A 23,376-nucleotide genomic window follows, 5' to 3' on the forward strand; every position below is an offset into this window, starting at 1 on the left:
CCGGCGGCACCGGCGGCCAGGGCGGCGACGCGGGAGCAGGCGGTGCGGGTGGCGCCAAAGGCACCGGCGGCACATACAACGGAATCGACGGCACCACCGGCGCTGCGGGCATCGGCGGCAAGGGCGGCACCGGTGGTGCCGGGGGTGACAGCGGGGCTGGCGCCGCGGCAGCCGATGGCAGCGGCGCCACCGGCGACAAGGGCTACGCCGGCGGCCAGGGCGGGGCAGGCGGCCAGGGCGGCACCGCCGGAACAGGCGGCACCAGCGGTGACGGCGGTGATGGCGGCGTCGGCGGCAAGGGCGGTCAAGGCGGCCAAGGCGGCAGCGGCGCCAACACCACCACCGGCATCGGCGGCACCGGCGGCACCGGCGGCCAAGGCGGCGACGCAGGAGCAGGCGGCGCGGGCGGCGCCAAAGGCACCGGCGGCAAGTACAGCGGAATCGACGGCGCCACCGGCGCGGCGGGCACCGGCGGCAAGGGCGGCACCGGTGGCGCCGGCGGCCAGGGCGCGGCGGGCGGCGACGCGGCCGATCAGACCGGCGCCACCGGCGACAAGGGCTACGCCGGCGGCCAGGGCGGGGCAGGCGGCCAGGGAGGCACCGCCGGTGCAGGCGGCACCAGCGGCGACGGCGGCACAGGTGGCCAAGGCGGCAAGGGCGGCCAAGGCGGCCAAGGCGGCAGCGGCGTCGACAGCACCACAGGTGTCGGTGGCAAAGGCGGCACGGGTGGCCAGGGTGGGGATGCCGGTGCGGGCGGCGATGGCGGGCACGCCGGGACCGGCGGTAAGTACACCGGCAGCGAAGGCGCGAGCGGCACCGCGGGCACCGGCGGTAAGGGCGGCACCGGGGGTACCGGCGGCCAGGGTGCGGCGGGCGGCGACGCCGCCGATCAGACCGGCGCCACCGGCGACAAGGGTTACGCCGGTGGTCAGGGTGGTGAGGGCGGCCAGGGCGGTACCGCCGGCGCCGGCGGCACCAGCGGCGACGGCGGCACAGGTGGCCAAGGCGGCAAGGGCGGCCAAGGCGGGACCGGAGGCAGCGGCGCCAACAGCACCACCGGCGTCGGCGGCACCGGCGGCCAAGGTGGCCAGGGCGGCGACGCAGGAGCCGGCGGTGCCGGCGGCGCCAAAGGCACCGGCGGCGCACACAGCGGAATCGACGGCACGACCGGCGCCGCGGGCACTGGCGGCACTGGTGGAACCGGCGGCTCCGGCGGCCAAGGCGCCGATGGCACCAGCCAAGGCGCCGGAACAGGTCTCGACGGCACCGATGCCTACGCAGGCGGGCAAGGCGGAACCGGCGGGACGGGCGGCGACAGTGACGGCGGCACCAACGGATCCGGTGGTAAAGGCGGCTCCGGCGGTAAAGGCGGGCAAGGCGGCAACGGTGGCTCGGGAAGCGTCGACGCCACCACGGGCCTGGGTGCTGACGGCGGTGGCGGCGGGAAGGGCGGTGACGGCGGGGTCGCAGGGAACGGCGGCGCGATCGGCAGCGGCGGCCACGGCGGCAGCGCGGGATCCGCGGGCGACGGCGGTCACGGCGGCGATGGCGGCAACGGCGGGGCTGGCAGCGCCGGCACCAGTGCCACAGCGAATAGCGGCGGCAACGGCACCAACGGCTACGCCGGCGGCAAGGGCGGTGACGGCGGAGCCGGTGGCAACAGCAACGGCGGCACCAATGGCTCGGGGGGCGACGGCGGCGACGGCGGGCTGGCCGGAAGTGGCGGAAACGGCGCTGACGGCGCCGCAGGTGGCGGCTCCGGCGGGAACGGTGGTGCCGGGGGGTCAGCTGGCTCCGGCGGCGCAGCAGGAACCGGCGGTACCGGCGGCACCGCTGGCACCAACGGGATCGCCACCGATGGCGGCAAGGGCGGGAACGGCGGCAACGGAGGGACGAACAGCGCCGGGCTGGGCAATGCCGGAGGCAACGGCGGCAACGGCGGGGCTGGCGGTGATGCCGGGAAGAATGGCGCAGGCATCGCAGGTAATGCCGGCGACGGCGGCGACGCAGGAACCGGCGGCAAGGGCGGCGACGGCGGCCCACCCAGCACGGCGAGCCAACCGGGCAACGCCGGCGGCAACGGTGGTAACGCCGGCACAGCCGGAGCCGGTGGCGCTGACGGCTCGAGTGGCGGCAGCGGAGGCAACGGCGCCAACGGAGGCAATGGCGGCAAGGGCAACGACGGCGGCGTCGGCGCCGTTGGCGTGCAGGGCGGTGACGGCGGCAAGGGTGGTGACGGCGGCACCGCCAGCACAGGAGGCAAGGCTGGCAGCAGCAGCGGCCATGACGGCAAGGCAGGAACGCCTGGAGACGGCGGAAACGGCGGCAACGGCGGCACCGGCGGCAAAGGCCTCGACGGCGTCAACCCCGGAGACCCCGGAGCAAAGGGCGCAATCGGCGGTAAAGGTGGCGACGGTGGTGCGGCCGGCGGCGCCGGTGCGACCGCTGGCAACGGCGGCAACGGCGGCAACGGCGGCACGGGTGGCCTTGGCGCCAACGGCGGCAACGGCACCGACGCCCCGCTCGGCAAGGGCGGTTCCGGCGGCCAGGGTGGCAACGGCGGCGCACAAGGTGCCGGCGGCAAGGCCAACGGCGGCACCGCGGGAACGGCGGGCATCAGCGGCAACGGAGGCAACGGCGGTAACGGCGGCGTGGGCAGCACGGGCCTCGATGGCACCGGCGGCAAAGGCTACGACGGCGGGGCCGGCGGCGCCGGGGGTCAGGGCGGCGCCGGCGTACTCGGCAAGGGTGCAGGTACCGGCGGCCAGGGCGGCCAGGGCGGTGCCGGCGGCAACGGCGCGACCGGTATCGACGGCACCAAAACCGCCACCGGCGCGGGAGGTGATGGTGGCATCGCAGGAAACGGCGGCGCCGCGGGCAACGGCGGCATGGGCGGAGCTCAAGGCGGCACCGGCGGCGTTGGAGGCACCGGCGGTGCCGGCGGCACGGGTGGCGCCGGCGGCGCGGGCACAGACGGCAAGGCCTCCGGCGACGGCGGCAAAGGCGGGGACGGCGGCCGGGCGGGCGACGGCGGCGCGGGCAGCGGCACCGGGGCCGCCGGCGGCAAGGGCGGTGTCGGAGGCAACGGCGGCAACGGCGGCCAGGGCGCCTCTGCCACCGCTGGCGGCGATGGAGGCGACGGCGGTGATGGCGGCGCCGGCGCCGCGGCAGGAAAGGGAGGTACACCGGGCTCCGGCGGCGTCCAAGGGGCGTTGGGCACCGGGGGCAACGGCGGCAATGGCGGCAACGCCGGCAAGGGCGGAAGCGGCGTAAACGGCGCCCCGAACTCGGGCGCCCTCGGCACCGACGGCGGTGACGGCGGCCGAGGTGGCCGGGCCGGCGACGGCGGCAACGGAGTCGGCACGACTGGGGGTGGTAACGGCGGAATTGGCGGCAACGGCGGCGCCGGGGGCGACGCCGGTAATGGCGGCACCGGCGCGGCCGGGGCCATTGCCGGCGGCGGCACAGGCGGCAACGGCGGCGCTGCCGGTGCAGGTGGCGCGGGTGGCATCGGTGGCGGCGCGGGGGGCAACAGCGGCGACGGCGGCAAGGGTGGCAACGGCGGCAAAGGAGGTGCCGGGTCCATCGGCACCGGCGGTACGGGAGGCGCCGGCGGCCAAGGCGGTGATGGCGGTGCGTCCACGACTGGCGGCAAGGGCGGCACAGGCGGCGGTGCTGGCGGCAAGGGTGGCGTCGGCGGCGCGGCCGGCGACGGCGGCAAAGGCGGGGAAGGTGGGTTATCCACGACCGCCAACGGCGGGGCCGGAGGTGCCGGTGGAAACGCCGGCACCGGCGGCTCCGGTGGCGGAGGCGGCGCAGGCGGCAGCGGCGGGGGTACCGGCGGCGCGGCTGGCACCGGTGGTGGCGGCGGCAAGGGTGGTGACGGCGGCGGCGGGGCCCAAACCCAAAGCACGACTGCCGTCGGCGGCGCCGGTGGTAGCGCGGGCAACGGCGGCACCGGGGGCGCCGGCGGCAACGGTGGTGCCGGCGGCAGCGGCGGTGGGCTGGGCGGAGCAGCCGCCAACGGCGGCAAAGGCGGAGACGGCGGCGCGGGCGGCCTCAGCGGCGGTGGCCCGGCCAGCGGTAGTGGCGGCAACGGCGGCAACGGTGGCGCCGCCGGTACCGGTGGCTCGGCCGGCATTGGCGGCGGCACTGGCGGCGCTGGTGGCAACGGCGGCGACGGTGGGAAGGGTGGCGACGGCGCCGCGGGGCGCGGCTATCTCCTTTCCGGTGGTTCCGGCGGCAGCGGTGGCAACGGCGGCAACGGCGCCGACGCGGGCGCCGGCGGCGCGGGGGCCAAAGCAGGCATCGCGGGTAATGGCGGCAACGCCGGCAACGGCGGCAGCGGCACCAACGGCACTAATGCGGGCACCTCGGGCAGTGCGCTGGGTAACAACGGCGGCAATGGTGGCAATGGCGGTGACGGTGGCATCGGGGGCACGGGTGGTAACGGCATCGCTGGCACCACCGGTGGCGGCAATGGTGGCGCGGGTGGCAACGCCGGCAACGGGGGCACCGGCGCGAACGGCCTCAACGGCAGCGCCAGCACTTACAACGGCCAGCCCAGCGCCGGCGGCAACGGCGGTAACGGCGGCAGCGGCGGCAATGCCGGTGCCGGTGGTGCGGCCGGCGCTAATGGCGGGAAGGCCGGCGCCGCCGGCACCGTCGGCAACGGAGCCAGCGGCGGCAACGGCGGCAACGGGATCACCTCTCCGAACGGCGCGCTTGGCGGCGGCAACGGCGGCAACGGCGGCAGCGGCGGCAACGGCGCCGGCACCACCAGCGGCGGCAACGCGGGCAACGGCGGCAACGGCGGTGTGGGCGGCGACGGAAACCCCACGCCCGGTCCGAATCGGCCTGGTGGCGACGGGGCCGCCGGCGGCAACGGCGGCAACGCGGGCATAGGGGGTTCCGCCGGAGGCGCGGGTACCACGGCGGGCACGTCGGGCACCGCCGGCAACGGCGGCAACGGCGGCAACGGCGGTCTTGGCGCCGGCGCCAATGGCGGCGGCCGGGGCGGCGACGGCGGTAAGGGCGGAGCCGGAGCCGGCAGCAATACCGGCGGTAAGGGCGGCGACGGCGGTAAGGGCGGAGCCGTCGGATCCGCGACGGCGGTCGCCGGCGACGGCGGTACCGGCGGTGATGGCGGGGTCGGTGGCGCGCTTGGCGGTAAGGGTGGCGCGGGCGGCAGCGGCGGCGCCGGCGGTGACGGCTTCGTCACGGCCAATCCCAACGGTCCCACCACCGGGGCGAGCGGCGGTGGCACCGGCGGCAACGGCGGCAACGGCGGCCGCGGCGGCGACGGTCCAAACGCAACCACCCTCGGGGCGAATGGCGGCATTGCGGGGGCAGGCGGCGCGGGCGGCAACGGCGGCGCAGGAGGCATCGGCGACGGCATCGGCGGCAAAGGCGGCAACGGCGGCGGCGGGGGCACCGGCGGAACCGGCGCCGTGAGCTCGCAAAGCAGCATCCCGAGCGGAAGCGGCGGCGCGGGCGGCGACGGCGGCAAAGCCGGCTCCGGAGGCGCCGGCGGTGTTGGCGTGGGCAATCGCGGCGGCGGGGTTGGCGGCAACGCAGGCAACGGTGGCCAAGGCGGCACGGGCGGCCAAGGTGCCGACGGGGCTGCAGGTACCGCAACATCGATCGACGGCGGCCTCGCGGGAGCCGGCGGCGCCGGAGGCAAAGGCGGAGATGCCGGTGCGGCTGGCGCCCAGGGCACATCGAGTGCCAACTCGCCGAGCCCCGTGGGTCACGCGGGCAACGTCGGCGCCGCCGGTAACGGCGGCAATGGCGGACGCGGCGGCGTCGGCGGAGCCGGCTACAACAACCCGTCCGGCTCAGACGGCGTGGGCGGTGGCGGCGGCAAGGGCGGTCTCGGTGGTGCCGGCGGGGCCAGCAGCAACGGCACCGACGCCGGCGCCGGCGGTCAGGGTGGCGCGGGCGGCAAGGGCGGCGCTGCCGGCGACGCGACGGTCTTCGCCGGAAACGGCGGCGCGGGCGGCGACGGTGGTGCCGGTGGCAACGGCGGCGGAATCGGCGGCGGCGGCGGCACAGGTGGTGCCGGCGGTGACGGCGTCGTCACGAGCTTGGCCGGAAACCCTTACGTCCAGGCAAGCGGCGGCGGCACCGGGGGTAACGGCGGCAACGGCGGCCGCGGCGGCGACGGCTACTCCTATACGGATCTGCACGCCAAGGACGGCGTTAAGGGAGGAGCGGGCGGCGCCGGCGGCAACGGCGGGGCCGGCGGCATCGGCGACGGCATCGGCGGCAACGGCGGCAACGGCGGTGCTGGCGGGACCGGCGGCGCGGGCGACGGAGGCGTCACCGGGGCCCACCCGGTGTCCTCGGGCCCTAGCAACTTCCAACTCGTATACGACCCAACGCAATCCGGCGCGGGCGGTGCTGGCGGCAACGGCGGCGCCGCGGGTACCGGCGGGGCCGGGGGGGCCGGCGTGGGCAACCGCGGTGGTGGCGTGGGCGGCAACGGCGGTATCGGCGGCCTGGGCGGTGACGGCGGCCGAGGCGGCCCCGGGTTCGACGGCGGCGTCGCGGGGGTGCCCGGCGGCAACGGTGGCGGTGACGGCGGTGCGGGCGGAACCGGCGGTGCCGCCGGGGCAGCCGGGTCCGCGGGCACGACCGGTTCTCCCTCTTACTTCCCGGTCGGCCACGCGGGAGTGGACGGTACCGCAGGCAACGGCGGCAATGGCGGTGCCGGCGGCAACGGAGGAAACGGCTCTATCAATCCGTCCAATCCCGGCGGTGACGGCGGCGACGGCGGCGACGGCGGTCTGGGCGGCGCCGGTGGGGCCGGCATAAACGGGCGTGGCGGCGGAACTGGCGGCCATGGCGGAAACGGCGGGGCCGGCGGAACCGCGGGCACCAACGGCGACGCCGGCAACGGCGGCGCGGCTGGCAACGGAGGTGCGGGCGGCACGGGCGGCGGCGATGGCGGGGCTGGCGGCGTCGGCGGCAGCGGAGGTGCCGCCGGTTCCAGCGGTGCCACCGCCGGCGACGGCGGTCGTGGTGGGCTCGGCGGCGCCGGTGCCGCCGCCGTCAACACTGCCGGGGCCGGCAATGGCGGCAACGGCGGCAACGGCGGCAACGGTGGCGACAGCGGTAATGCCACTATCGCCGGTGGCGCAGGTAACGGGGCCGCGGCAGGCGACGGCGGTATCGGTGGCGCTGGCGGCGGAAGCGGCGGCAACGGCGGAATCGGCGGTAAAGGCGGTGCCGCCGGAGGTTCGGCGACTTCCGGCGGCACGGGCGGTAGCGGCGGAAACGGCGGAGTTGGCGCAGCCGGCTACAACAACACGAGCGGCGTCAGCGCCAACGGCGGCAACGGTGGCAACGGCGGCCTGGGCGGCGCCGGCGGCGCCGGCCTCAATGGGCGTGGCGGCGGAACCGGCGGCCACGGCGGGGCCGGGGCCAGCGGCGGAATCGGTGGCGACAACAGCGCTTCCGGGGCCCGAGCGGGCAACGGCGGCAACGGCGGCGCCGCCGGCAACGGTGGCATCGGGGGCAACGGCGGCGGCCACGGCGGGGATGCCGGCAACGGCGGCGCCGCCGGCAAGGCGGGTTGGGCCCTCAACGGCACCGGTGGCAACGGCGGCAACGGCGGTGCAGGCGGCACAGGTGGTGACGGCGGCGCCGGTGGCTACGTAGGTGGCGATGCCGGCAAAGGCGGCTACGGCGGCGACGCCGGGGCCGGCGGCAAAGGCCTGACGGGCGGCGCAGGCGGCAACGGCGGCGCCGCAGGCAACGGCGGCAAAGGCGGCGACGGCCAATTCGCGGGCTGGGGCGCCGACGGCGGCCAGGGCGGCGTCGGTGGCGACGGCGGCATTGGCACCGCAGGCCTCGGCGGAAACGGCGGCACGGGCGGCAGCGGGGGCGCGGGCGGCAGGGGCGGCGCGGGCGACAGCAGCCAAGGCGGCAACGGGAAGTCGGGTGGTGTAGGCGGCGACGGCGGTGCCGGCGAGTTGGGCGGCGGAACGGGCGGCGGCGGCGGTGTGGGCGGCCGCGGAGGCGACGGCGGGGACGGCGCCACGGCCGGCAGCGCGAGTTGGGGCGGCAGCGGCGGCAACGGCGGCAACGGCGGCTTCGGCGGCAACGGCACAGGGGCTAACGCGCGGGGCGGCGACGGCGCCGCCGCCGGCAACGGCGGGGGCGGCGGAAACGGCGGAAACGTCCAAGCCGGTGCCACCAGCGGGGGCGCCTCGGGCGGCGACGGTGGCACCGGCGGATATGGGGGTGCCAGTCACCACGGCGCGAACCCCGGCCACCCCGGCGGCACCGGCAAACGCGGCTCGTGGGACGGCAGCAGCAAGGGCGGGCCAGGCGGCACCGGCGGCCAGGGAGGCACCGCGGGTTGACCCAACAGTGCCGCTACCCCAGGATCGACGGCACCATCGCCTCGATGAGGTGCGGTCCGGGTTCGCTGAACGCGGCGCGCAGGGCATCGGCAAGGTCCTCGGCCGTGCCGACCCGGCGTGCGGGCACCCCCATGCCCTCTGAGATTTTGACGAAATCCATTGTAGGCCTAGACAAATCGAGGAGATCCAGCGCTTTGGGCCCCGGAGCGGATCCGGCCCCGACGCGCTGCAACTCGATCCGCAGGATGTCGTAGGCGGCGTTGTTGTAGATGACGGTGGTGACATCCAGGTTCTCCCGCGCCTGAGTCCACAAACCGGAAATCGTGTACATCGCCGAGCCGTCGGACTCGAGGCACAGCACGGGGCGATCCGGTGCCGCGACGGCGGCCCCCACCGCGGTCGGGATGCCATAGCCGATCGCCCCGCCGGTCAGCGTCAACCAGTCATGGGCGGGTGCGCCCGCGGTGGCCTGCGGCAGTAGCGGGCCCGACGTGTTCGACTCGTCGACGACGATCGCCCGTTCGGGCAACAGCGCACCGACCACATCGGCCACCGAGGCAGAAGTGAGCGGACCGCTGGGTAACGAAGGACGTGACGCCTCCGCCACCGGGGCGACCGTCCCGGGGGCCACCTCGTCGGCCAGCGCTGCCAAAGCGGCTGCGGCGCAGCCGTGTTCAGCGAGCACGTGTACCTCACACCCCGCCGGAACCAGATCGCTCGGCATACCCGGGTAGGCGAAGAACGAGACCGGCGACTTGGCGCCGGCCAGCACCAGGTGCTTGGCGCCGTCCAGCTGAGCCGCGGCGGCCTCGGCGAAGTACGCCAGCCGGTCGACGGCGGGTACGCCGGCACCTCGCTCCAGCCGGGTCGGAAAGGTCTCGCACAGCAATCGGGCGCCGGTGGCCTCGGCGATCCGCGCGGCCGCGGCCAGCCCCGGCGCCCGGGTGGCGTCGCCGCCGATCAGCAACATCGTCGGCTCCCCCGAGCGCAGCACCTCGGCCACTGGCCCGACGTCCACCGGCGCGCCAGCGGAATGGGTTGGCACGGTAGCGATCTCGCCGCCGTCGGACCAGGATGCGTCGGCCGGCAGGATCAGCGTCGCGACCTGCGAGCCCGCGCGGCTGGCCGCGATCGCCTCGGCGGCGTCGGTCGCGACGTCGGCCACGTCGGTGCTGCGGCGCACCCAGCCCGACACCGTGCCGGCGATCGCGTCGATGTCGGATTCCAGTGGGGCGTCGTACTTCTTGTGGTATGTGGCGTGGTCGCCGACGACGACCACGACCGGCACGTGGGCGCGGCGCGCGTTATGCAGGTTGGCCAGGCCGTTACCCAGGCCGGGCCCCAGATGCAGGAGCACCGCGGCCGGCCGGTCCGCGATGCGCGCGTACCCGTCGGCCGCGCCGGTGGCCACCCCCTCGAAGAGCGCCAGAACGCCCCGCATTCGCGGGACCGTGTCGAGTGCCGCGACGAAGTGCATCTCCGACGTTCCGGGGTTGGAGAAGCACACGTCGACGCCGCCGTCGACCAAGGTGTTGATCAGAGCCTGGGCGCCGTTCACGTGCTTACCTCCTCTTCTGCGAGCCCGAAGACCCGCTCTGCATTGCCGCGCAAAAAGTCGTGGCGCGCCTCGTCGGACAGTCCGAGGTCGTCGAGCCCGGCCAAGGCGTGTCCGTGGCCGATCATCGGATAGTTGGTGCCGAACAACACTTTGCGTTGTCCTGTAGCAGTTTTCATGAAGTTGACCAGTTCCGGCGGGAACCTTCGCACGGTGTAGGCGGAGGTGTCGATGTAGACGTTGTCGTGCTTGCGGGCCACGGCGACCATCTCCTCGGTCCACGGGTAGCCGACGTGCCCACACACGATGGTCAGCTCCGGGAAGTCCAGCGCCACCTGGTCGATGTAGGGAATCGGGCGCCCTGTCTCCGACGGCCGCAGCGGACCGGTGTGGCCGACCTGCGTGCAGAACGGGACGCCCAACTGCACGCATTCGGCGAACAGCGGATAGTAGCGGCGGTCGGTGGGCGGCGCGTTCCACAGCCAGGGCACCACCCGCAGGCCGACGAAGCCGCCGTCACGCACTCGGTGCCGCAACTCGGCGACGGCGGCCATCGGGCGATCCAGGTCGACGGTCGCCAGACCGGCAAACCTGTTGGGATGCAAGCTGATCCACTCGGCGACTTCGTCGTTGGACACCAAGTCCTGGCGATTGGGCCCAAGCCACGCGCTCAGCAGTCCCACGTCGACGCCGGCGCTGTCCATCGAGGCGACCGTCGCGCCGATCGGGATGTCGGTGTCCGGCATCGCGCCACCGGTCCAGCGCCGCAGCGAGGCCAACATGTCGCTGCGCAGGAATCGCTGGGTTGGATGCTGCATCCACACATCGATCGTCATCGCGCTTCGACTGTAGACGTATGCGGCCGCCTATCGGCCGGAACCTCCGGTCAGGCCCCGCTGGTCGCGTGGCTGGCGTGCACGTCATCCGCGGGCCGGGCCTCGGTCTGCTCCTTGGCCCACCGGTAATCCGGCTTACCGGCGGGTGACCGCTTCACCTCGTCGACCAGCCATAGGCTGCGCGGCACTTTGTATCCCGCGATCTCCGAGCGCACGAAGCTGTCCAGCTCGGCCAGCGTCGGCCGGGCTCCGGCGCGGGGGTGCACCACGGCGGCGACGTGCTGGCCGTACCGCGGGTCGGGCACGCCGACAACTAGAGCGTCGAACACGTCCGGGTGGCCTTTCAGCGCCGCCTCGACCTCTTCGGGGTAGATCTTCTCGCCGCCGCTGTTGATCGACACCGAGCCACGGCCCAGCATCGTGACGCTGCCGTCCTCCTCGACCAGCGCGTAGTCGCCGGGAATCGCGTAGCGCACGCCGTTAATCGTCTTGAACGTCTCCGCCGTCTTCTTCTCGTCCTTGTAGTAGCCGACGGGGATGTTGCCCTTCTTGGCGATGAAGCCGCGGACCCCCGACCCGGGCTTGACCTCGTTTCCGTCCTCGTCGAGCACGACGGTGCGATGGTCGATGGTCACGCGGGGGCCACCGGCGTGCGGGGCGTCCTTGGCGACGATGCTGGTGCCACCGAATCCGGTCTCCGACGAGCCGATGGAGTCCGTGATGACCCGGTTGGGCAGTAGGTCGAGCAGCTTCTCCTTGATGCTCGGCGAGAACAGCGCGGCGGTGCTCGCGAGCAGGAACAGCGACGACAGGTCGTAATCGTTGGCCTTCAGCAGCGCGTCGAGCAGCGGGCGCGCCATCGCGTCGCCGGTGAAGAACAGCAGGTTCACCTTGTGGTCGTGGATCGTGCGCCACACCTCGTCGGCGTTGAATTCCGGTGCCAGAACGGTGGTTTGGCCGGAGAACAGCGACATCCAGGTGGCCGACTGCGTCGCGCCGTGGATCATCGGCGGGATCGGGTAGCGGATCATCGGCGGGTTGGCGGCGGCGGCCTTGGCCAGGTCGTACTCGTCCTTGACGAATTCGCCTGTCGCAAAGTCGGTTCCGCCGAACAGCACGCGATAGATGTCCTCGTGGCGCCACATCACGCCCTTGGGGAAGCCGGTGGTGCCGCCGGTGTAGAGCAGGTAGATCGCATCGGCGCTGCGCTCGCCGAAGTCCCGCTCGGGCGAGCTGTCGGCGATTGCCTCGTAGAACTCGACGCCGCCGTAGCGCTGATAGTCGTTGTCCGAGCCGTCCTCGACGACCAGGATCGTCTTGACGTTGGGGGTGTCCGGCAGGACGTTGGCGACGCGGTCGGAGTACTGGCGCTCGTGGACCAGCGCGACCATGTCGGAGTTCTCGAAGAGGTAGCGGAGTTCGCCCTCGACGTAACGGTAGTTGACGTTGACCAGGATCGCGCCCGCCTTGACGATGCCGAGCATCGCGATGACGATCTCGATGCGGTTGCGGCAATAGAGACCGACCTTGTCGTCCTTTTGCACACCCTGGTCGATCAGGTAATGCGCGAGGCGATTGGCCTTCTCTTCGAGTTGGGCGTAGGTCAGCTTCTCATCGCCGCCGATGAGGGCTACCCGGTCTGGCACAGCGTCGATGGCGTGCTCTGCGAGGTCGGCAATATTCAGGGCCACGGCCACCAAACTAGAACGTGTTACATTTCTTGACAAGTTTCTGGCGACGACGCAGGAAGGCGAACACCGTGACGGAGCAGGACGAAGCGCCCCACGCCCTCATTGAGCAGCGCGGACACACCCTGATCGTCACGATGAACCGGCCCGAGCGGAAAAACGCACTCACTAGCGAGATGCTCTCGATCATGGTCGCGGCTTGGGACCGTGTCGACAACGATCCCGACATCCGCACCTGCATCCTGACGGGCGCCGGCGGGGCGTTCTGCGCGGGCATGGATCTGCAGCGAGCCGACAAGCAATCCCCCGGCGACTCCTTCAAGTCCGGCTATGACCCGACGCGGATCGAGGGCCTGCTCAAGGGGCGTCGGCTGACCAAACCGCTGATCGCCGCCGTGGAGGGTGCGGCGATCGCCGGCGGCACCGAGATACTGCAGGGCACCGACATCCGGGTCGCGGGCGAGAGCGCCAAGTTCGGCGTCTCCGAAGCCAAGTGGAGCCTCTATCCGATGGGGGGGTCGGCGGTGCGGCTCGTGCGCCAGATTCCGTACACCGTCGCGTGCGACATCCTGCTCACCGGGCGTCACATCACTGCGGCCGAGGCGAAGGAGTTCGGGCTGATCGGCTACGTGGTTCCCGACGGCAGCGCGCTGGACAAGGCGCTCGAGATCGCCGAGACGATCAACAACAACGGGCCGTTGGCCGTGCAGGCCATCCTCAAGACCATCCGGGAAACCGAGGGCATGCACGAGAACGACGCATTCAAACCCGACACCCAGAACGGCATTCCGGTCTTCCTGAGCGAAGACTCCAAAGAGGGCCCGCGGGCGTTCATGGAGAAGCGCAAGCCGGAGTTCAAGGGCCGCTAGCCAGCTGGCCCTGTCCCTCGGCCTCTGCCACCTCCCCCTCGGGCCACCGCGCCCCGCCCCCGCGCCGAACGTGAAACCACAGCCACTTCGCGGCCGACTTTTCGCAACCACTTCACGCTCGGCAAAGCCGTCAACCCACCGCGCCGCGCCCCCGCGCCGAACGTGAAACCACAGCCACTTTCCGGCCCGCATTTCGCAACCACTTCACGTTCGGCAAAGCCGTCAACCCACCGCGCCGCGCCCCCGCGCCGAACGTGAAACCACAGCCACTTTCCGGCCCGCATTTCGCAACCACTTCACGTTCGGCGGAGTTGTCAGACACCCGCGGCACACTGCAACACCGTGACCGAACCATTCATCGGCAGCGAAGCGATCGCACAGGGTGCGGTGTCGCCGTACCAGCTGCGAAGACGCTTTGCCAAAATCTATCCCGACGTCTATATCCCAACGGACACAGAATTTTCCGCGATACAGCGGGCTTACGCCGCCTGGCTGTGGTCGAAACGGCGCGGCGTCGTTGCCGGACAATCCGCGGCGGCGCTCCACGCGGCCAAGTGGGTAGACCCAAAGAAGCCCGCGCAGTTGCTCTACGAGAACCGTCATCCACCGAAAGGCATCATCACCTGGTCGGAGCACGCAGCGCCGGACGAGATCCAGTTGGCCGACGGCATCGCGGTCACGACACCGGCGCGCACCGCGTTCGACCTGGCCAGCCGCTATCCGCTCGGCAAGGCGGTGGCGGCCATCGATGCCCTCGACCGCGCCACCCGGCTCAACAACGCCGACGTCGAGACCCTGCTCGATCGCTACCGGGGCCACCGGAACATCAGGCGGGCGACGCACGCGCTGTCGCTCGTCGACGGCGGCGCAGAATCACCGCAAGAGACCTGGCTGCGACTTCTGGTGATCGAAGCCGGCTATCCACCGCCGCAGACCCAGATACCGGTCTACGGTCGGTACGGCGAGCTGGTCGGAATAGTTGATATGGGTTGGGAGGAAATCAAACTCGCGCTCGAATACGAGGGCGAACACCATCGGACGGCCCGCCGATTCAACGACGACATCCTGCGCTACGAGACGATGACCACCGACCTCGACTGGATCGCCATCAGGGTTACGTCCGCGGACGTGCGGGCGGGAGTCTTACGACGTCTCGCGGCGGCCTGGGCCCGACGGGGGCAACCGGCGCCTAACCGAGCGGCGCGCTCGGCGTGAACGCCACCGGCATCCGCTCCAGGCCGGACACGAAATTTGCCGGCCGCAGCGGCAGGGCGGCGTCCGACGCCAGTCGTAGGTCCGGAAGCCGCTGCAGCAGGCGCGTCTGCATGATGGACAGCTCCAGCCGCGCGAGTTGGTTGCCCAGGCAGAAGTGCGTCCCGAAGCCGAATGCGAGGTGGTTATTCGGATAGCGCGCGATATCGAAGCTCTCCGGGTTGTCGAACACCTTCTCGTCGAAGTTCGCCGACTCGAACAGCAGGATCATCTTCTCGCCCTGGTGCAGCTGGGCGCCGTGAAACTCGTTGTCGGCGACGACGGTCCGCGCCATGTTCTTCACCGGCGCGGTCCAACGCAGCATCTCTTCGATGGCATTGGGCAGCAGGTCCGGGTCCGCGATCAGCCGCCGATGCTGGTCGGGGTGCAGCAGCAGCTGCCGCGTCCCGCCGGACAGGGTGTGCCGTGTGGTTTCGTCGCCGCCGATCAACAGCAGCAGCACCTCGGTGACGATCTGGTGATCCTCCAGCCGCGACCCTTCCACCTCCGCATGCACGAGCACGCTGACCAGATCGTCCGTCGGCTCCGATTTGCGCGCCTGGATCATCTCCATCATGTAGGCGCCGTAGGCGGCGAAGGCATCGATCGAAACCTGGAAATCCTCTTGTGCCGCAGTGCTGCTCAGGAAACCGACCAGGTCGTCGGACCATTTGAGGAACATCTGCCGTTCCTCCGGGAGCACCCCCAGCATGTCGCCGATGACCGCCATCGGCAGCGGCGCGGCGAGGTCCCACACGAAGTCGCACTCGCCGCGCTCACACACCCCGTCGATCAGCGTGTCGCACAGCGCGGCGATCTTGGCTTCCTGGTCCTTGACCCGCTTGCGCGTGAAGCCGGAGTTAACGAGCTTGCGCCGCAACAGATGTTGCGGATCGTCCATCTCGATCATCATCTCGACACCCGGCTGGTCCGGCCGGATGCCGCCGGCGTTCGAGAACAGCTCGGGGTTGCGCTCCGCCTCGATGACGGCCTGGTACGACGCCGCCGCCGCCAGTCCGTTGCGGTCCCGGAAGACCGGTTCGTTCTCCCGCATCCAGCGGTAGACCGGCCGGGAGTCACCGGCGTAGAACGCGCCGTCGGTGAGGTCTACGTCCGGCCTGGTCGTCGTCATTGTCCGGCCGCCCTATCGCAATACAGGCGCGCTCGGCGTGAAGACCACGGGCATCGACTCCAGCCCGCTGACGAAGTTCGCCGGCCGCAAGGGCAACGCGGACTCGTCGGCAAGACGCAGATCCGGCAACCGCTGCAAGACCCGCGATGTCATCATGGACAGCTCCAGCCGCGCCAGCTGGTTGCCCATGCAGAAGTGAGTGCCGAAACCGAAGGCCAAGTGGCTGTTGGGGTTTCGTCGGATGTCGAAATTTTCCGGCTGGTCGAACTGCGACTCGTCGAAGTTCGCCGACTCGAACAGCAACATGATCTTCTCACCGGCCGACAACGACGTGCCGTGAAACTCCGTATCGGCCGTCAGCGTCCGGCACATGTTCTTCACCGGCGACGTCCAGCGCAGCATCTCCTCGATGGCACCGGGGAGCAACGAGGGATCCGCCACCAGATCCGCAAACTGAGAGCGGTTGCGGACCAACTGCTCGGTTCCGCCGCTCAGTGTGTGCCGGGTGGTCTCGTCGCCGCCGATCAGGATCAGCAACGTCTCCATGACGATCTCGTCGTCGGACATCCGCTGACCCTCGACCTCGGCGTTGATCAGGATGGAAAACAGGTCGTCGGTGGGCTCGGCGCGACGCTTGGCGATCATCTCCATGGTGAACGCCGTGTACGCGGCAAACGCGTCCATCACCGCCTGGAACTCCGCCGACGTCGGATCGATGTGCGACGAAAGGCCGCACACCAGGTCGTCGGACCACTTCAGCAGCATCCCCCGCTCCGAAGGCGCCACGCCCAGCATGTCGCCGATCACCGCCATCGGCAGCGGCGCGGCGATGTCACGAACGAAGTCGCATTCGCCGCGCTCGCACACCGCGTCGATGAGGGTGTCGCACAACTCCCCGATCGACGGCTCCTTGTCTTTGACCCGCTTGCGGGTGAAGCCGGCGTTGACGAGCTTGCGCCGCAACAGGTGCGCGGGGTCGTCCATGTCGATCATGTAGGGCATACCCGGCTGCTCGGGCCGGATGCCGCCGGTGGACGAGAACAGCTCGGGATTGCGCTCGGCGTCCAGGATCGCCTGATACGTTGTCGCACCGGCCAATCCGTTGCGGTCCCGAAACACCGGCTGGTGCAAGCGCATCCACCGGTACGCCTCGCGCGCCCCGACCCCGTCGGCGTAGAAATTGCCGTCGGCCAAGTCGATGTTCAGGATCGTGTCAGGAATCGTCGAAGTCATCTACAGCCTCCAGTTTTCTACGTCGACACCATACAGTTGGGCCCATGTCTGTCTCACAACACACCATCGCCGGAACCGTGCTCACCATGCCGGTGGTTATCCGCAAGGCCGATCAGCACTCCGCGATGTTCTCCGTCAACGCCGACGCCGCGCAGCGGCTCATCGATTACAGCGGTCTGCAGGTCTTCGAGTACCTGCCGGGCAGGGCGATCCTGTTGCAGCTGCTGGTCCGCTACATCGACGGCGACCTCGGCAAATACCACGAGTACGGCACCGCGTTCCTGGTAAACCCGCACGGCACCCACATCAGCGGCATCCGCCAGATGGCCAAGGCCGCCACGTTGATCCATCAGCTGCCGGTCGACCAGGAGTTCACCCTCGAGGCCGGCCGCAAGATCTGGGGTTACCCGAAGATCATGGCGGACTTCAACGTTCGCGAGGGCCGCAAGTTCGAGTTCGACGTCAGCGAGAACGGACAGCTGATCGCCGGCATCGAATTCAGCAAGGGTCTGCCCCACCCCGCGCAGCCGCCGCAAACCCTGACGACGTACTCCTGCCTGGACGGCGTGACCCGTGAGACCACCTCGCAGATGACGACGACGGGGGTGCGCACCCGGCTCGGCGGGGCCAAGATCCGCCTCGGCGATCACCCCTACGCCAAGGAACTGGCGACGCTGGGCCTGCCCAAACGGGCGTTGATGACGCAGTCGGTGGCCAACGTGGAGATGTCGTTCGGCGACGCGCGCGCAATATGAAGCCGTCCCCATCGGCCCAATCTAGAACGTGTTCTAACGGACCCGCAAGGAACCCCTAGATCAGGGTGGCAAGCTCCCTGATCTGCTCGGCATTGCGGCCGTTGACCACCATCATGGTGACGCCGGCGGCCTCCCAGACCTTCACCTGCTTACGCACGTAGTCCAGGTCGCCGACGATCGCGGCGTCGTCGACCAGCTCGTCGGGGATGATCTCGCCGGCCTTGTCCTTCTGGTTGCTGCGGAACAACTTGGTGACGTCGTCGACCACGTCGGCATAACCCATCCGCCGGTACACGTCGGCGTGGAAGTTGGTGTCCTCGGCGCCCATGCCGCCCATGTACAGGGCGAGGTAGGGCTTCATGCCCGCAAAGGCGGCCGCGCGGTCGTCGGTGATGACGATGGTCGCGGTCGCGCAGATTTCGAAGTCCTCACGGCTGCGGCGCGCACCCGGCCGGGAAAAGCCCTCGTCGAGCCACTCGTTGTAGGTGTCGGCCATCCGCGGCGTGTAGAAGATCGGCAGCCAGCCGTCGCAGATCTCGGCGGCCAGGGCGATGTTCTTCGGGCCCTCGGCGCCCAGCATGATCGGGATGTCGGCGCGCAGCGGATGGGTGATCGGCTTGAGCGGCTTGCCCAGGCCGGTCGTACCTGCACCGGTCACCGGCAGCGGATAGTGGGGGCCGCCGCTGGTCACCGGCGCCTCCCGCGCCCACACCTGGCGCAGGATGTCGATGTATTCGCGGGTGCGGGCCAGCGGCTTGGGGAACTTGGCGCCGTACCAGCCCTCCACCACCTGCGGCCCGGAGACGCCCAGCCCCAGGATGTGGCGGCCGCCGGACAGGTGGTCCAGCGTCAGCGCGGCCATTGCGCAGGCCGTCGGCGTCCGCGCGGACAGCTGCACAACCGACGTGCCCAGGCGCAGCCGTTGCGTCGCCGAGCCCCACCAGGCCAGCGGGGTGTACGCGTCGGATCCCCACGCCTCGGCGGTGAAGACGGCGTCGAATCCGGCATCCTCTGCGGCGGAGACGAGTTCCGCGTGGTTCTCCGGCGGGTTGGCACCCCAATAACCGAGTTGCAGACCGAGCTTCATGCGGAGCCTCTCCAAGACGATGTTGAAACCATTCTTAGAACCTGTTCTACTCGAAGGCGTGACAGCCAGTTCGAGCGGCCCGACCCTGATCGATCAGCATGAGCCGCCCCTCTCCGCGCCACTTACGTTGTCCTTCGACTACACCCGTTCGGTTGGTCCCACGCTCGGTAAGTTCTTCACCGCGCTGCGTGACCGGCACATTCTGGGGGTGCGCGGGTCGGATGGTCGGGTGCATGTGCCACCGGCCGAATACGACCCGGTTACCTACGAACCTCTGGGCGAGATGGTACCGGTGGCCAGTGTCGGCACCGTCGTCTCCTGGAGCTGGCAGCCCGAGCCGCTCGGCGGCGAGCCGCTGGACCGGCCGTTCGCCTGGGCGCTGATCAAGCTCGACGGCGCCGACACCCCCCTGCTGCACGCGGTCGACGCGAAGTCGCCGGACCAGATCAAGTCCGGCGACCGGGTACGCGTGCACTGGGCCGACGAGACCGTGGGCGCCATCACCGACATCGCCTACTTCGTGCCCGGCGACGAAGAAGAGCCGGCGCCAGAGACCAGCTCCGAGCAGGACCCGGTCACCATGATCGTGACGCCGGTGTCGCTGACGATCCAGCACACCGCGTCGCACGAGGAGAGCGCCTACCTGCGGGCCATCGCGCAGGGCAAGCTGATCGGCGCCAAGACCGGCGAGAACGGGAAGGTGTACTTCCCGCCGCACGGCGCCGACCCGGCCACCGGCCTGGCCACCACCGACTTCGTCGACCTGCCGGACAAGGGCATCGTGACGACGTTCGCGATCATCAACATCCCGTTCCAGGGCCAGCGCATCAAGCCTCCGTACGTCGCGGCCTACGTGCTGCTCGACGGCGCGGACATTCCGTTCCTGCACCTGGTCGCCGACATCGACGCCCACGAGGTGCGGATGGGCATGCGCGTCGAGGCGGTGTGGAAGCCCCGCGAGGAATGGGGCTACGGCATCGACAACATCGAATACTTCCGGCCCACCGGCGAACCGGACGCCGAATACGACACCTACAAGCACCACCTGTAAAGGGCTTACCTACACATGAGCGCTCGCAATGTCGCGGTGGTGGGTTTCGCCCACGCGCCGCATGTCCGCCGCACGGAGGGCACCACCAACGGCGTCGAAATGCTGATGCCGTGTTTCGCGCAACTGTACGAAGACCTGGGCATCACCAAGGCCGACATCGGCTTCTGGTGTTCGGGCTCGTCGGATTACCTTGCCGGAAGGGCATTTTCGTTCATCTCGGCGATCGACTCGATCGGCGCGGTGCCGCCCATCAACGAGTCGCACGTCGAGATGGACGCAGCGTGGGCGCTCTACGAGGCCTACATCAAGATCCTCACCGGTGAGGTCGACACCGCACTGGTGTACGGCTTCGGCAAGTCGTCCGCGGGCATTCTGCGCCAAATCCTGTCCCGCCAGACCGACCCCTACACGGTCGCGCCGCTATGGCCGGACTCGGTGTCGATGGCCGGCCTGCAGGCCCGCATCGGGCTGGACAACGGTAAGTGGACGGCCGAGCAGATGGCGCAGGTGGCTCTCGACTCGTTCGCCCAGTCCGAACGCAATGACGCCGAGAAGCCGGCCAAGAGCATCGACGAACTGCTCTCCCGGCCGTTCTTCAACGACCCGCTGCGCCGCCACGACATCGCTCCGATCACCGACGGCGCCGCCGCGATCGTGCTCGCCGCCGACGACCGCGCCCGCGAACTGCGCGAAAACCCGGCTTGGATAACGGGAATCGAGCACCGCATCGAGACACCGGCGCTGGGCCTGCGCGACCTCACCGTGTCGACGTCCACCGCGGCTTCCGCGAAGGCGGCCGGCGCCGACGGGATCGACGTCGCCGAGATCCACGCCCCCTTCACCCACCAGCACCTGATCCTTGCCGAGGCGATCGGGCTGAACGGGTCGACGAAGGTGAATCCGTCGGGCGGCGCGCTGGCGGCCAACCCGATGTTCGTCGCCGGTCTCGAGCGCATCGGCCTCGCAGCCCAACACATCTGGAACGGATCGGCGGGACGGGTGCTGGCGCACGCCACCAGCGGGCCGGCGCTGCAACAGAATCTGGTCGCGGTCATGGAAGGACAGAACTGATGGCCGGCGCAGGGGCGCATCTCGCCGCGGTACTCGGTACCGGACAAACCAAATATGTAGCGAAGCGCAAAGACGTTTCGATGAACGGCCTGGTCCGCGAGGCCATCGACCGGGCGCTGGAAGACTCCGGCTCCACCTTCGACGACATCGACGCGGTCGTCGTCGGCAAGGCACCGGACTTCTTCGAGGGCGTCATGATGCCGGAGCTGTTCATGGCCGACGCGATGGGCGCCACCGGCAAGCCGCTGATCCGGGTGCACACCGCGGGATCGGTCGGTGGGTCCACCGCCGTCGTGGCCGCCAGTCTGGTCCAGTCCGGCAAGTACCGTCGGGTGCTGGCAATGGCCTGGGAGAAGCAGTCGGAATCCAATGCCATGTGGGCGCTTTCGATTCCGATTCCGTTCATCAAGCCCGTCGGCGCCGGCGCGGGCGGGTATTTCGCCCCGCACGTACGGTCCTACATCCGGCGATCCGGCGCGCCCACGCACATTGGTGCCATGGTCGCTGTCAAGGACCGGCTCAACGGCGTACGCAACCCGTTGGCCCACCTCCACCAGCCCGACATCACCGTGGAAAAGGTGATGGAGTCGCCCATGCTGTGGGACCCGATCCGCTACGACGAGACCTGCCCGTCGTCCGACGGCGCCGCCGCCGTCGTGATCGGCAACGAGGAGATCGCCGAATCGCGGCTGGCCGACGGACATCCGGTGGCGTGGATCCACGCGACCGCGCTGCGCACCGAACCGCTCCAGTTCTCGGGCCGTGACCAGGTCAGCCCGCAGGCCAGCCGGGACGCGGCCGCCGCGTTGTGGAAGGCTGCCGGGATCACCAGCCCGATCGACGAGATCGACGCCGCCGAGATCTATGTGCCGTTCTCCTGGTTCGAACCAATGTGGTTGGAGAGCCTGGGCTTTGCCCCTGAGGGCGAAGGCTGGAAGCTCACCGAGGCCGGCGAGACCGCGATCGGGGGACGCCTACCGGTAAACCCCTCCGGCGGGGTGCTCTCGTCGAACCCGATCGGCGCGTCGGGCCTGATCCGCTTCGCCGAGGCGGCGATCCAGGTGATGGACAAGGCCGGCGACCACCAGGTCCCCAACGTCCGAAAGGCGTTGGGGCATGCCTACGGCGGCGGCTCGCAGTACTACTCGATGTGGGTGGTCGGCAAGGACAAGCCGGAGCAGGCCACCGGATGAAGTACACCCTCAGTATCGCGATGGGACCGATCGACCAGCTGACCGAATTGGCCAAAACCGCAGAGGAAGTCGGTTTCGACTCGATCGCGCTGCCGGATTCGATCTTCTATTTCGAGAAGCAGTCCGTCGACTATCCCTACACCGCGGATGGCAAGCGGATGTTCGACGAGAACACCCCGTGGGTCGACCCGCTGATCCTGGCCGGCGCCATGGGCGCGGTGACCTCGAAGCTGCGGTTCTACACCAATGTGATGAAGCTCGGGTCCCGCAACCCGCTGCTGCTGGCCCGGCAGGTCGGCTCGGTAGCGAACCTGACCAACAACCGTTTCGGCTTTGGAGTCGGAATCGGCTGGGCACCTGAAGAATTCGAATGGTGCGGGGTGCCGTATGCGCGCCGCGGCAAACGCGTCGACGAGATGATCGAGGTCATCAAGCTGGTGCTGGCCGGCGGCATGGTCGAATTTCACGGCGAGTTTTACGATTTCGACCGCCTGCAGATGAGCCCGGCACCGAGTAAGCCCGTGCCGTTCTATGTGGGTGGCCACACCGACGTCGCACTCAAGCGCGCGGCCCGCATCGGCGACGGCTGGACCAGCGCCATGATGACGCACGCGCAATTGGACGACACCATCGGCAAGCTCAAGGCATTGCTTGCCGAAAATGGCCGTGCGGAAGATTCTTTCGAGTACCAAGCCGTCTGCATGGACAAGTTCGGCGTGGACGGCCACCGCGAACTCGCCGAAATCGGGGTGACCGACTACATCACCATTCCGTGGATCTTCGACGGCCACGGCTTCGACGCGCCGCTGGACAAGAAACAGGATTCGCTGAAGCGCTTCGCCGACACCTACATCCACTCGGGGTGGCAGGACAAATGAGTCCGGCGCACGAAGCGGGCCGAAGGTCCCGTGAGGCGGTGGCAGCCCGCGACAAGGAGGCCTGGCTGGCGGTGTTCGCCGATGACGCCATCGTCGAAGACCCCATCGGCCCATCGCACTTCGATCCCGAAGGCAAGGGACACCGTGGCAAGGAAGCGATCTCGCGGTTCTGGGACCTCGCGATCGCGCCGACCGACAAGATCGAGTTCCTTTTCCGCGAAACCTACCAGTGCGGCAACGAGGAAGCCAACGTCGGGCACATCCTGATCACCGCGGGCGGCTACCAGGTCACCGCCGAGGGCGTGTTCACCTACAAAGCCAACGACGACGGGCAAATGGTGGCGCTACGTGCCTACTGGGAGCTGGCTAAGGCCACCGCGAGCGCGAAGAAGGCGTGATCGCACGCCA

Annotated in this window: 15 protein-coding genes; 9 read left to right on the forward strand and 6 right to left on the reverse strand. The window is 70.4% G+C overall.

Translation table 11 applies throughout. The features are described from left to right. On the forward strand, positions 1-8,369 hold an 8,369-nt coding region (locus AC5Y5V_RS25650; protein WP_499940766.1), incomplete at its 5' end, for a hypothetical protein. 13 nt (positions 8,370-8,382) lie between these two features. Here AC5Y5V_RS25650 and AC5Y5V_RS25655 read toward each other — a convergent pair. Genes AC5Y5V_RS25655 through AC5Y5V_RS25665 form a run of 3 tightly spaced genes read right to left on the reverse strand, consistent with a single transcriptional unit; the run spans position 8,383 to position 12,457 of the window. Continuing rightward, positions 8,383-9,927, reverse strand: a complete 1,545-nt coding sequence (locus AC5Y5V_RS25655) for an acetolactate synthase large subunit (protein WP_499940767.1) — start codon at positions 9,925-9,927, stop codon at positions 8,383-8,385. After that, positions 9,924-10,760, reverse strand: coding sequence for an amidohydrolase family protein (locus AC5Y5V_RS25660; protein ID WP_499940768.1), 837 nt, complete (start codon positions 10,758-10,760; stop codon positions 9,924-9,926). The genes AC5Y5V_RS25655 and AC5Y5V_RS25660 overlap by 4 nt, the downstream gene beginning before the upstream one ends. 50 nt (positions 10,761-10,810) lie before the next feature. Then, positions 10,811-12,457: an acyl-CoA synthetase gene (locus AC5Y5V_RS25665; protein ID WP_499940769.1), complete on the reverse strand. Its 1,647-nt coding sequence runs from the start codon at positions 12,455-12,457 to the stop codon at positions 10,811-10,813. 62 nt (positions 12,458-12,519) lie between these two features. On the opposite strand from AC5Y5V_RS25665, the gene AC5Y5V_RS25670 reads away from it, so the two are divergent. Continuing rightward, positions 12,520-13,317 carry a crotonase/enoyl-CoA hydratase family protein gene (locus AC5Y5V_RS25670; protein WP_499940770.1) on the forward strand — a complete coding sequence of 266 codons (798 nt, stop codon included), beginning with the start codon at positions 12,520-12,522 and terminating at the stop codon, positions 13,315-13,317. Between the two features lie 342 nt (positions 13,318-13,659). Continuing rightward, positions 13,660-14,532 (forward strand): type IV toxin-antitoxin system AbiEi family antitoxin, encoded by an 873-nt coding sequence (locus tag AC5Y5V_RS25675; RefSeq protein ID WP_499940771.1) that lies wholly within the window; start codon positions 13,660-13,662, stop codon positions 14,530-14,532. Here AC5Y5V_RS25675 and AC5Y5V_RS25680 read toward each other — a convergent pair. Together AC5Y5V_RS25680 and AC5Y5V_RS25685 are read right to left on the reverse strand one after the other, a co-directional pair. Next, positions 14,507-15,700: a cytochrome P450 gene (locus AC5Y5V_RS25680; protein ID WP_499940772.1), complete on the reverse strand. Its 1,194-nt coding sequence runs from the start codon at positions 15,698-15,700 to the stop codon at positions 14,507-14,509. The two genes, AC5Y5V_RS25675 and AC5Y5V_RS25680, sit on opposite strands and share 26 nt — an antisense overlap. A 12-nt stretch (positions 15,701-15,712) precedes the next feature. Beyond that, positions 15,713-16,933 carry a cytochrome P450 gene (locus AC5Y5V_RS25685; RefSeq protein WP_499940773.1) on the reverse strand — a complete coding sequence of 407 codons (1,221 nt, stop codon included), beginning with the start codon at positions 16,931-16,933 and terminating at the stop codon, positions 15,713-15,715. A gap of 44 nt (positions 16,934-16,977) precedes the next feature. Here AC5Y5V_RS25685 and AC5Y5V_RS25690 point away from each other — a divergent pair, with 44 nt between their 5' ends. Further along, positions 16,978-17,688, forward strand: a complete 711-nt coding sequence (locus tag AC5Y5V_RS25690) for an acetoacetate decarboxylase family protein (RefSeq protein ID WP_499940774.1) — start codon at positions 16,978-16,980, stop codon at positions 17,686-17,688. A gap of 55 nt (positions 17,689-17,743) precedes the next feature. Here the strand turns inward: AC5Y5V_RS25690 and AC5Y5V_RS25695 are convergent, their stop codons facing one another. Next, positions 17,744-18,775, reverse strand: coding sequence for an LLM class F420-dependent oxidoreductase (locus AC5Y5V_RS25695; protein WP_499940775.1), 1,032 nt, complete (start codon positions 18,773-18,775; stop codon positions 17,744-17,746). Between the two features lie 58 nt (positions 18,776-18,833). Here AC5Y5V_RS25695 and AC5Y5V_RS25700 point away from each other — a divergent pair, with 58 nt between their 5' ends. From AC5Y5V_RS25700 to AC5Y5V_RS25720, 5 genes are read left to right on the forward strand one after another with little or no spacing between them, the layout of a single operon-like run. Then, positions 18,834-19,826, forward strand: coding sequence for a Zn-ribbon domain-containing OB-fold protein (locus AC5Y5V_RS25700; protein ID WP_499940776.1), 993 nt, complete (start codon positions 18,834-18,836; stop codon positions 19,824-19,826). 15 nt (positions 19,827-19,841) lie between these two features. Continuing rightward, complete coding sequence (locus AC5Y5V_RS25705; RefSeq protein WP_499940777.1) at positions 19,842-20,897, forward strand: thiolase family protein; 1,056 nt, start codon at positions 19,842-19,844, stop codon at positions 20,895-20,897. Further along, positions 20,897-22,090, forward strand: a complete 1,194-nt coding sequence (locus AC5Y5V_RS25710; RefSeq protein ID WP_499940778.1) for a thiolase family protein — start codon at positions 20,897-20,899, stop codon at positions 22,088-22,090. The genes AC5Y5V_RS25705 and AC5Y5V_RS25710 overlap by 1 nt, the downstream gene beginning before the upstream one ends. Next, complete coding sequence (locus AC5Y5V_RS25715; RefSeq protein WP_499940779.1) at positions 22,087-22,968, forward strand: TIGR03619 family F420-dependent LLM class oxidoreductase; 882 nt, start codon at positions 22,087-22,089, stop codon at positions 22,966-22,968. The genes AC5Y5V_RS25710 and AC5Y5V_RS25715 overlap by 4 nt, the downstream gene beginning before the upstream one ends. Continuing rightward, complete coding sequence (locus AC5Y5V_RS25720; RefSeq protein WP_499940780.1) at positions 22,965-23,366, forward strand: nuclear transport factor 2 family protein; 402 nt, start codon at positions 22,965-22,967, stop codon at positions 23,364-23,366. The genes AC5Y5V_RS25715 and AC5Y5V_RS25720 overlap by 4 nt, the downstream gene beginning before the upstream one ends. Positions 23,367-23,376 lie beyond the last annotated feature (10 nt).

Source organism: Mycobacterium sp. NGS68 (genome assembly GCF_059812195.1).

Excerpts from the sequence above, each read along its gene's own strand:
- AC5Y5V_RS25660 (WP_499940768.1), bottom strand. The coding sequence starts at position 10,760 with ATGACGATCGATGTGTGGATGCAGCATCCAACCCAGCGATTCCTGCGC.
- AC5Y5V_RS25680 (WP_499940772.1), bottom strand. The coding sequence starts at position 15,700 with ATGACGACGACCAGGCCGGACGTAGACCTCACCGACGGCGCGTTCTAC.
- AC5Y5V_RS25685 (WP_499940773.1), bottom strand. The coding sequence starts at position 16,933 with ATGACTTCGACGATTCCTGACACGATCCTGAACATCGACTTGGCCGAC.
- AC5Y5V_RS25690 (WP_499940774.1), top strand. The coding sequence starts at position 16,978 with ATGTCTGTCTCACAACACACCATCGCCGGAACCGTGCTCACCATGCCG.
- AC5Y5V_RS25695 (WP_499940775.1), bottom strand. The coding sequence starts at position 18,775 with ATGAAGCTCGGTCTGCAACTCGGTTATTGGGGTGCCAACCCGCCGGAG.
- AC5Y5V_RS25705 (WP_499940777.1), top strand. The coding sequence starts at position 19,842 with ATGAGCGCTCGCAATGTCGCGGTGGTGGGTTTCGCCCACGCGCCGCAT.
- AC5Y5V_RS25710 (WP_499940778.1), top strand. The coding sequence starts at position 20,897 with ATGGCCGGCGCAGGGGCGCATCTCGCCGCGGTACTCGGTACCGGACAA.
- AC5Y5V_RS25715 (WP_499940779.1), top strand. The coding sequence starts at position 22,087 with ATGAAGTACACCCTCAGTATCGCGATGGGACCGATCGACCAGCTGACC.
- AC5Y5V_RS25720 (WP_499940780.1), top strand. The coding sequence starts at position 22,965 with ATGAGTCCGGCGCACGAAGCGGGCCGAAGGTCCCGTGAGGCGGTGGCA.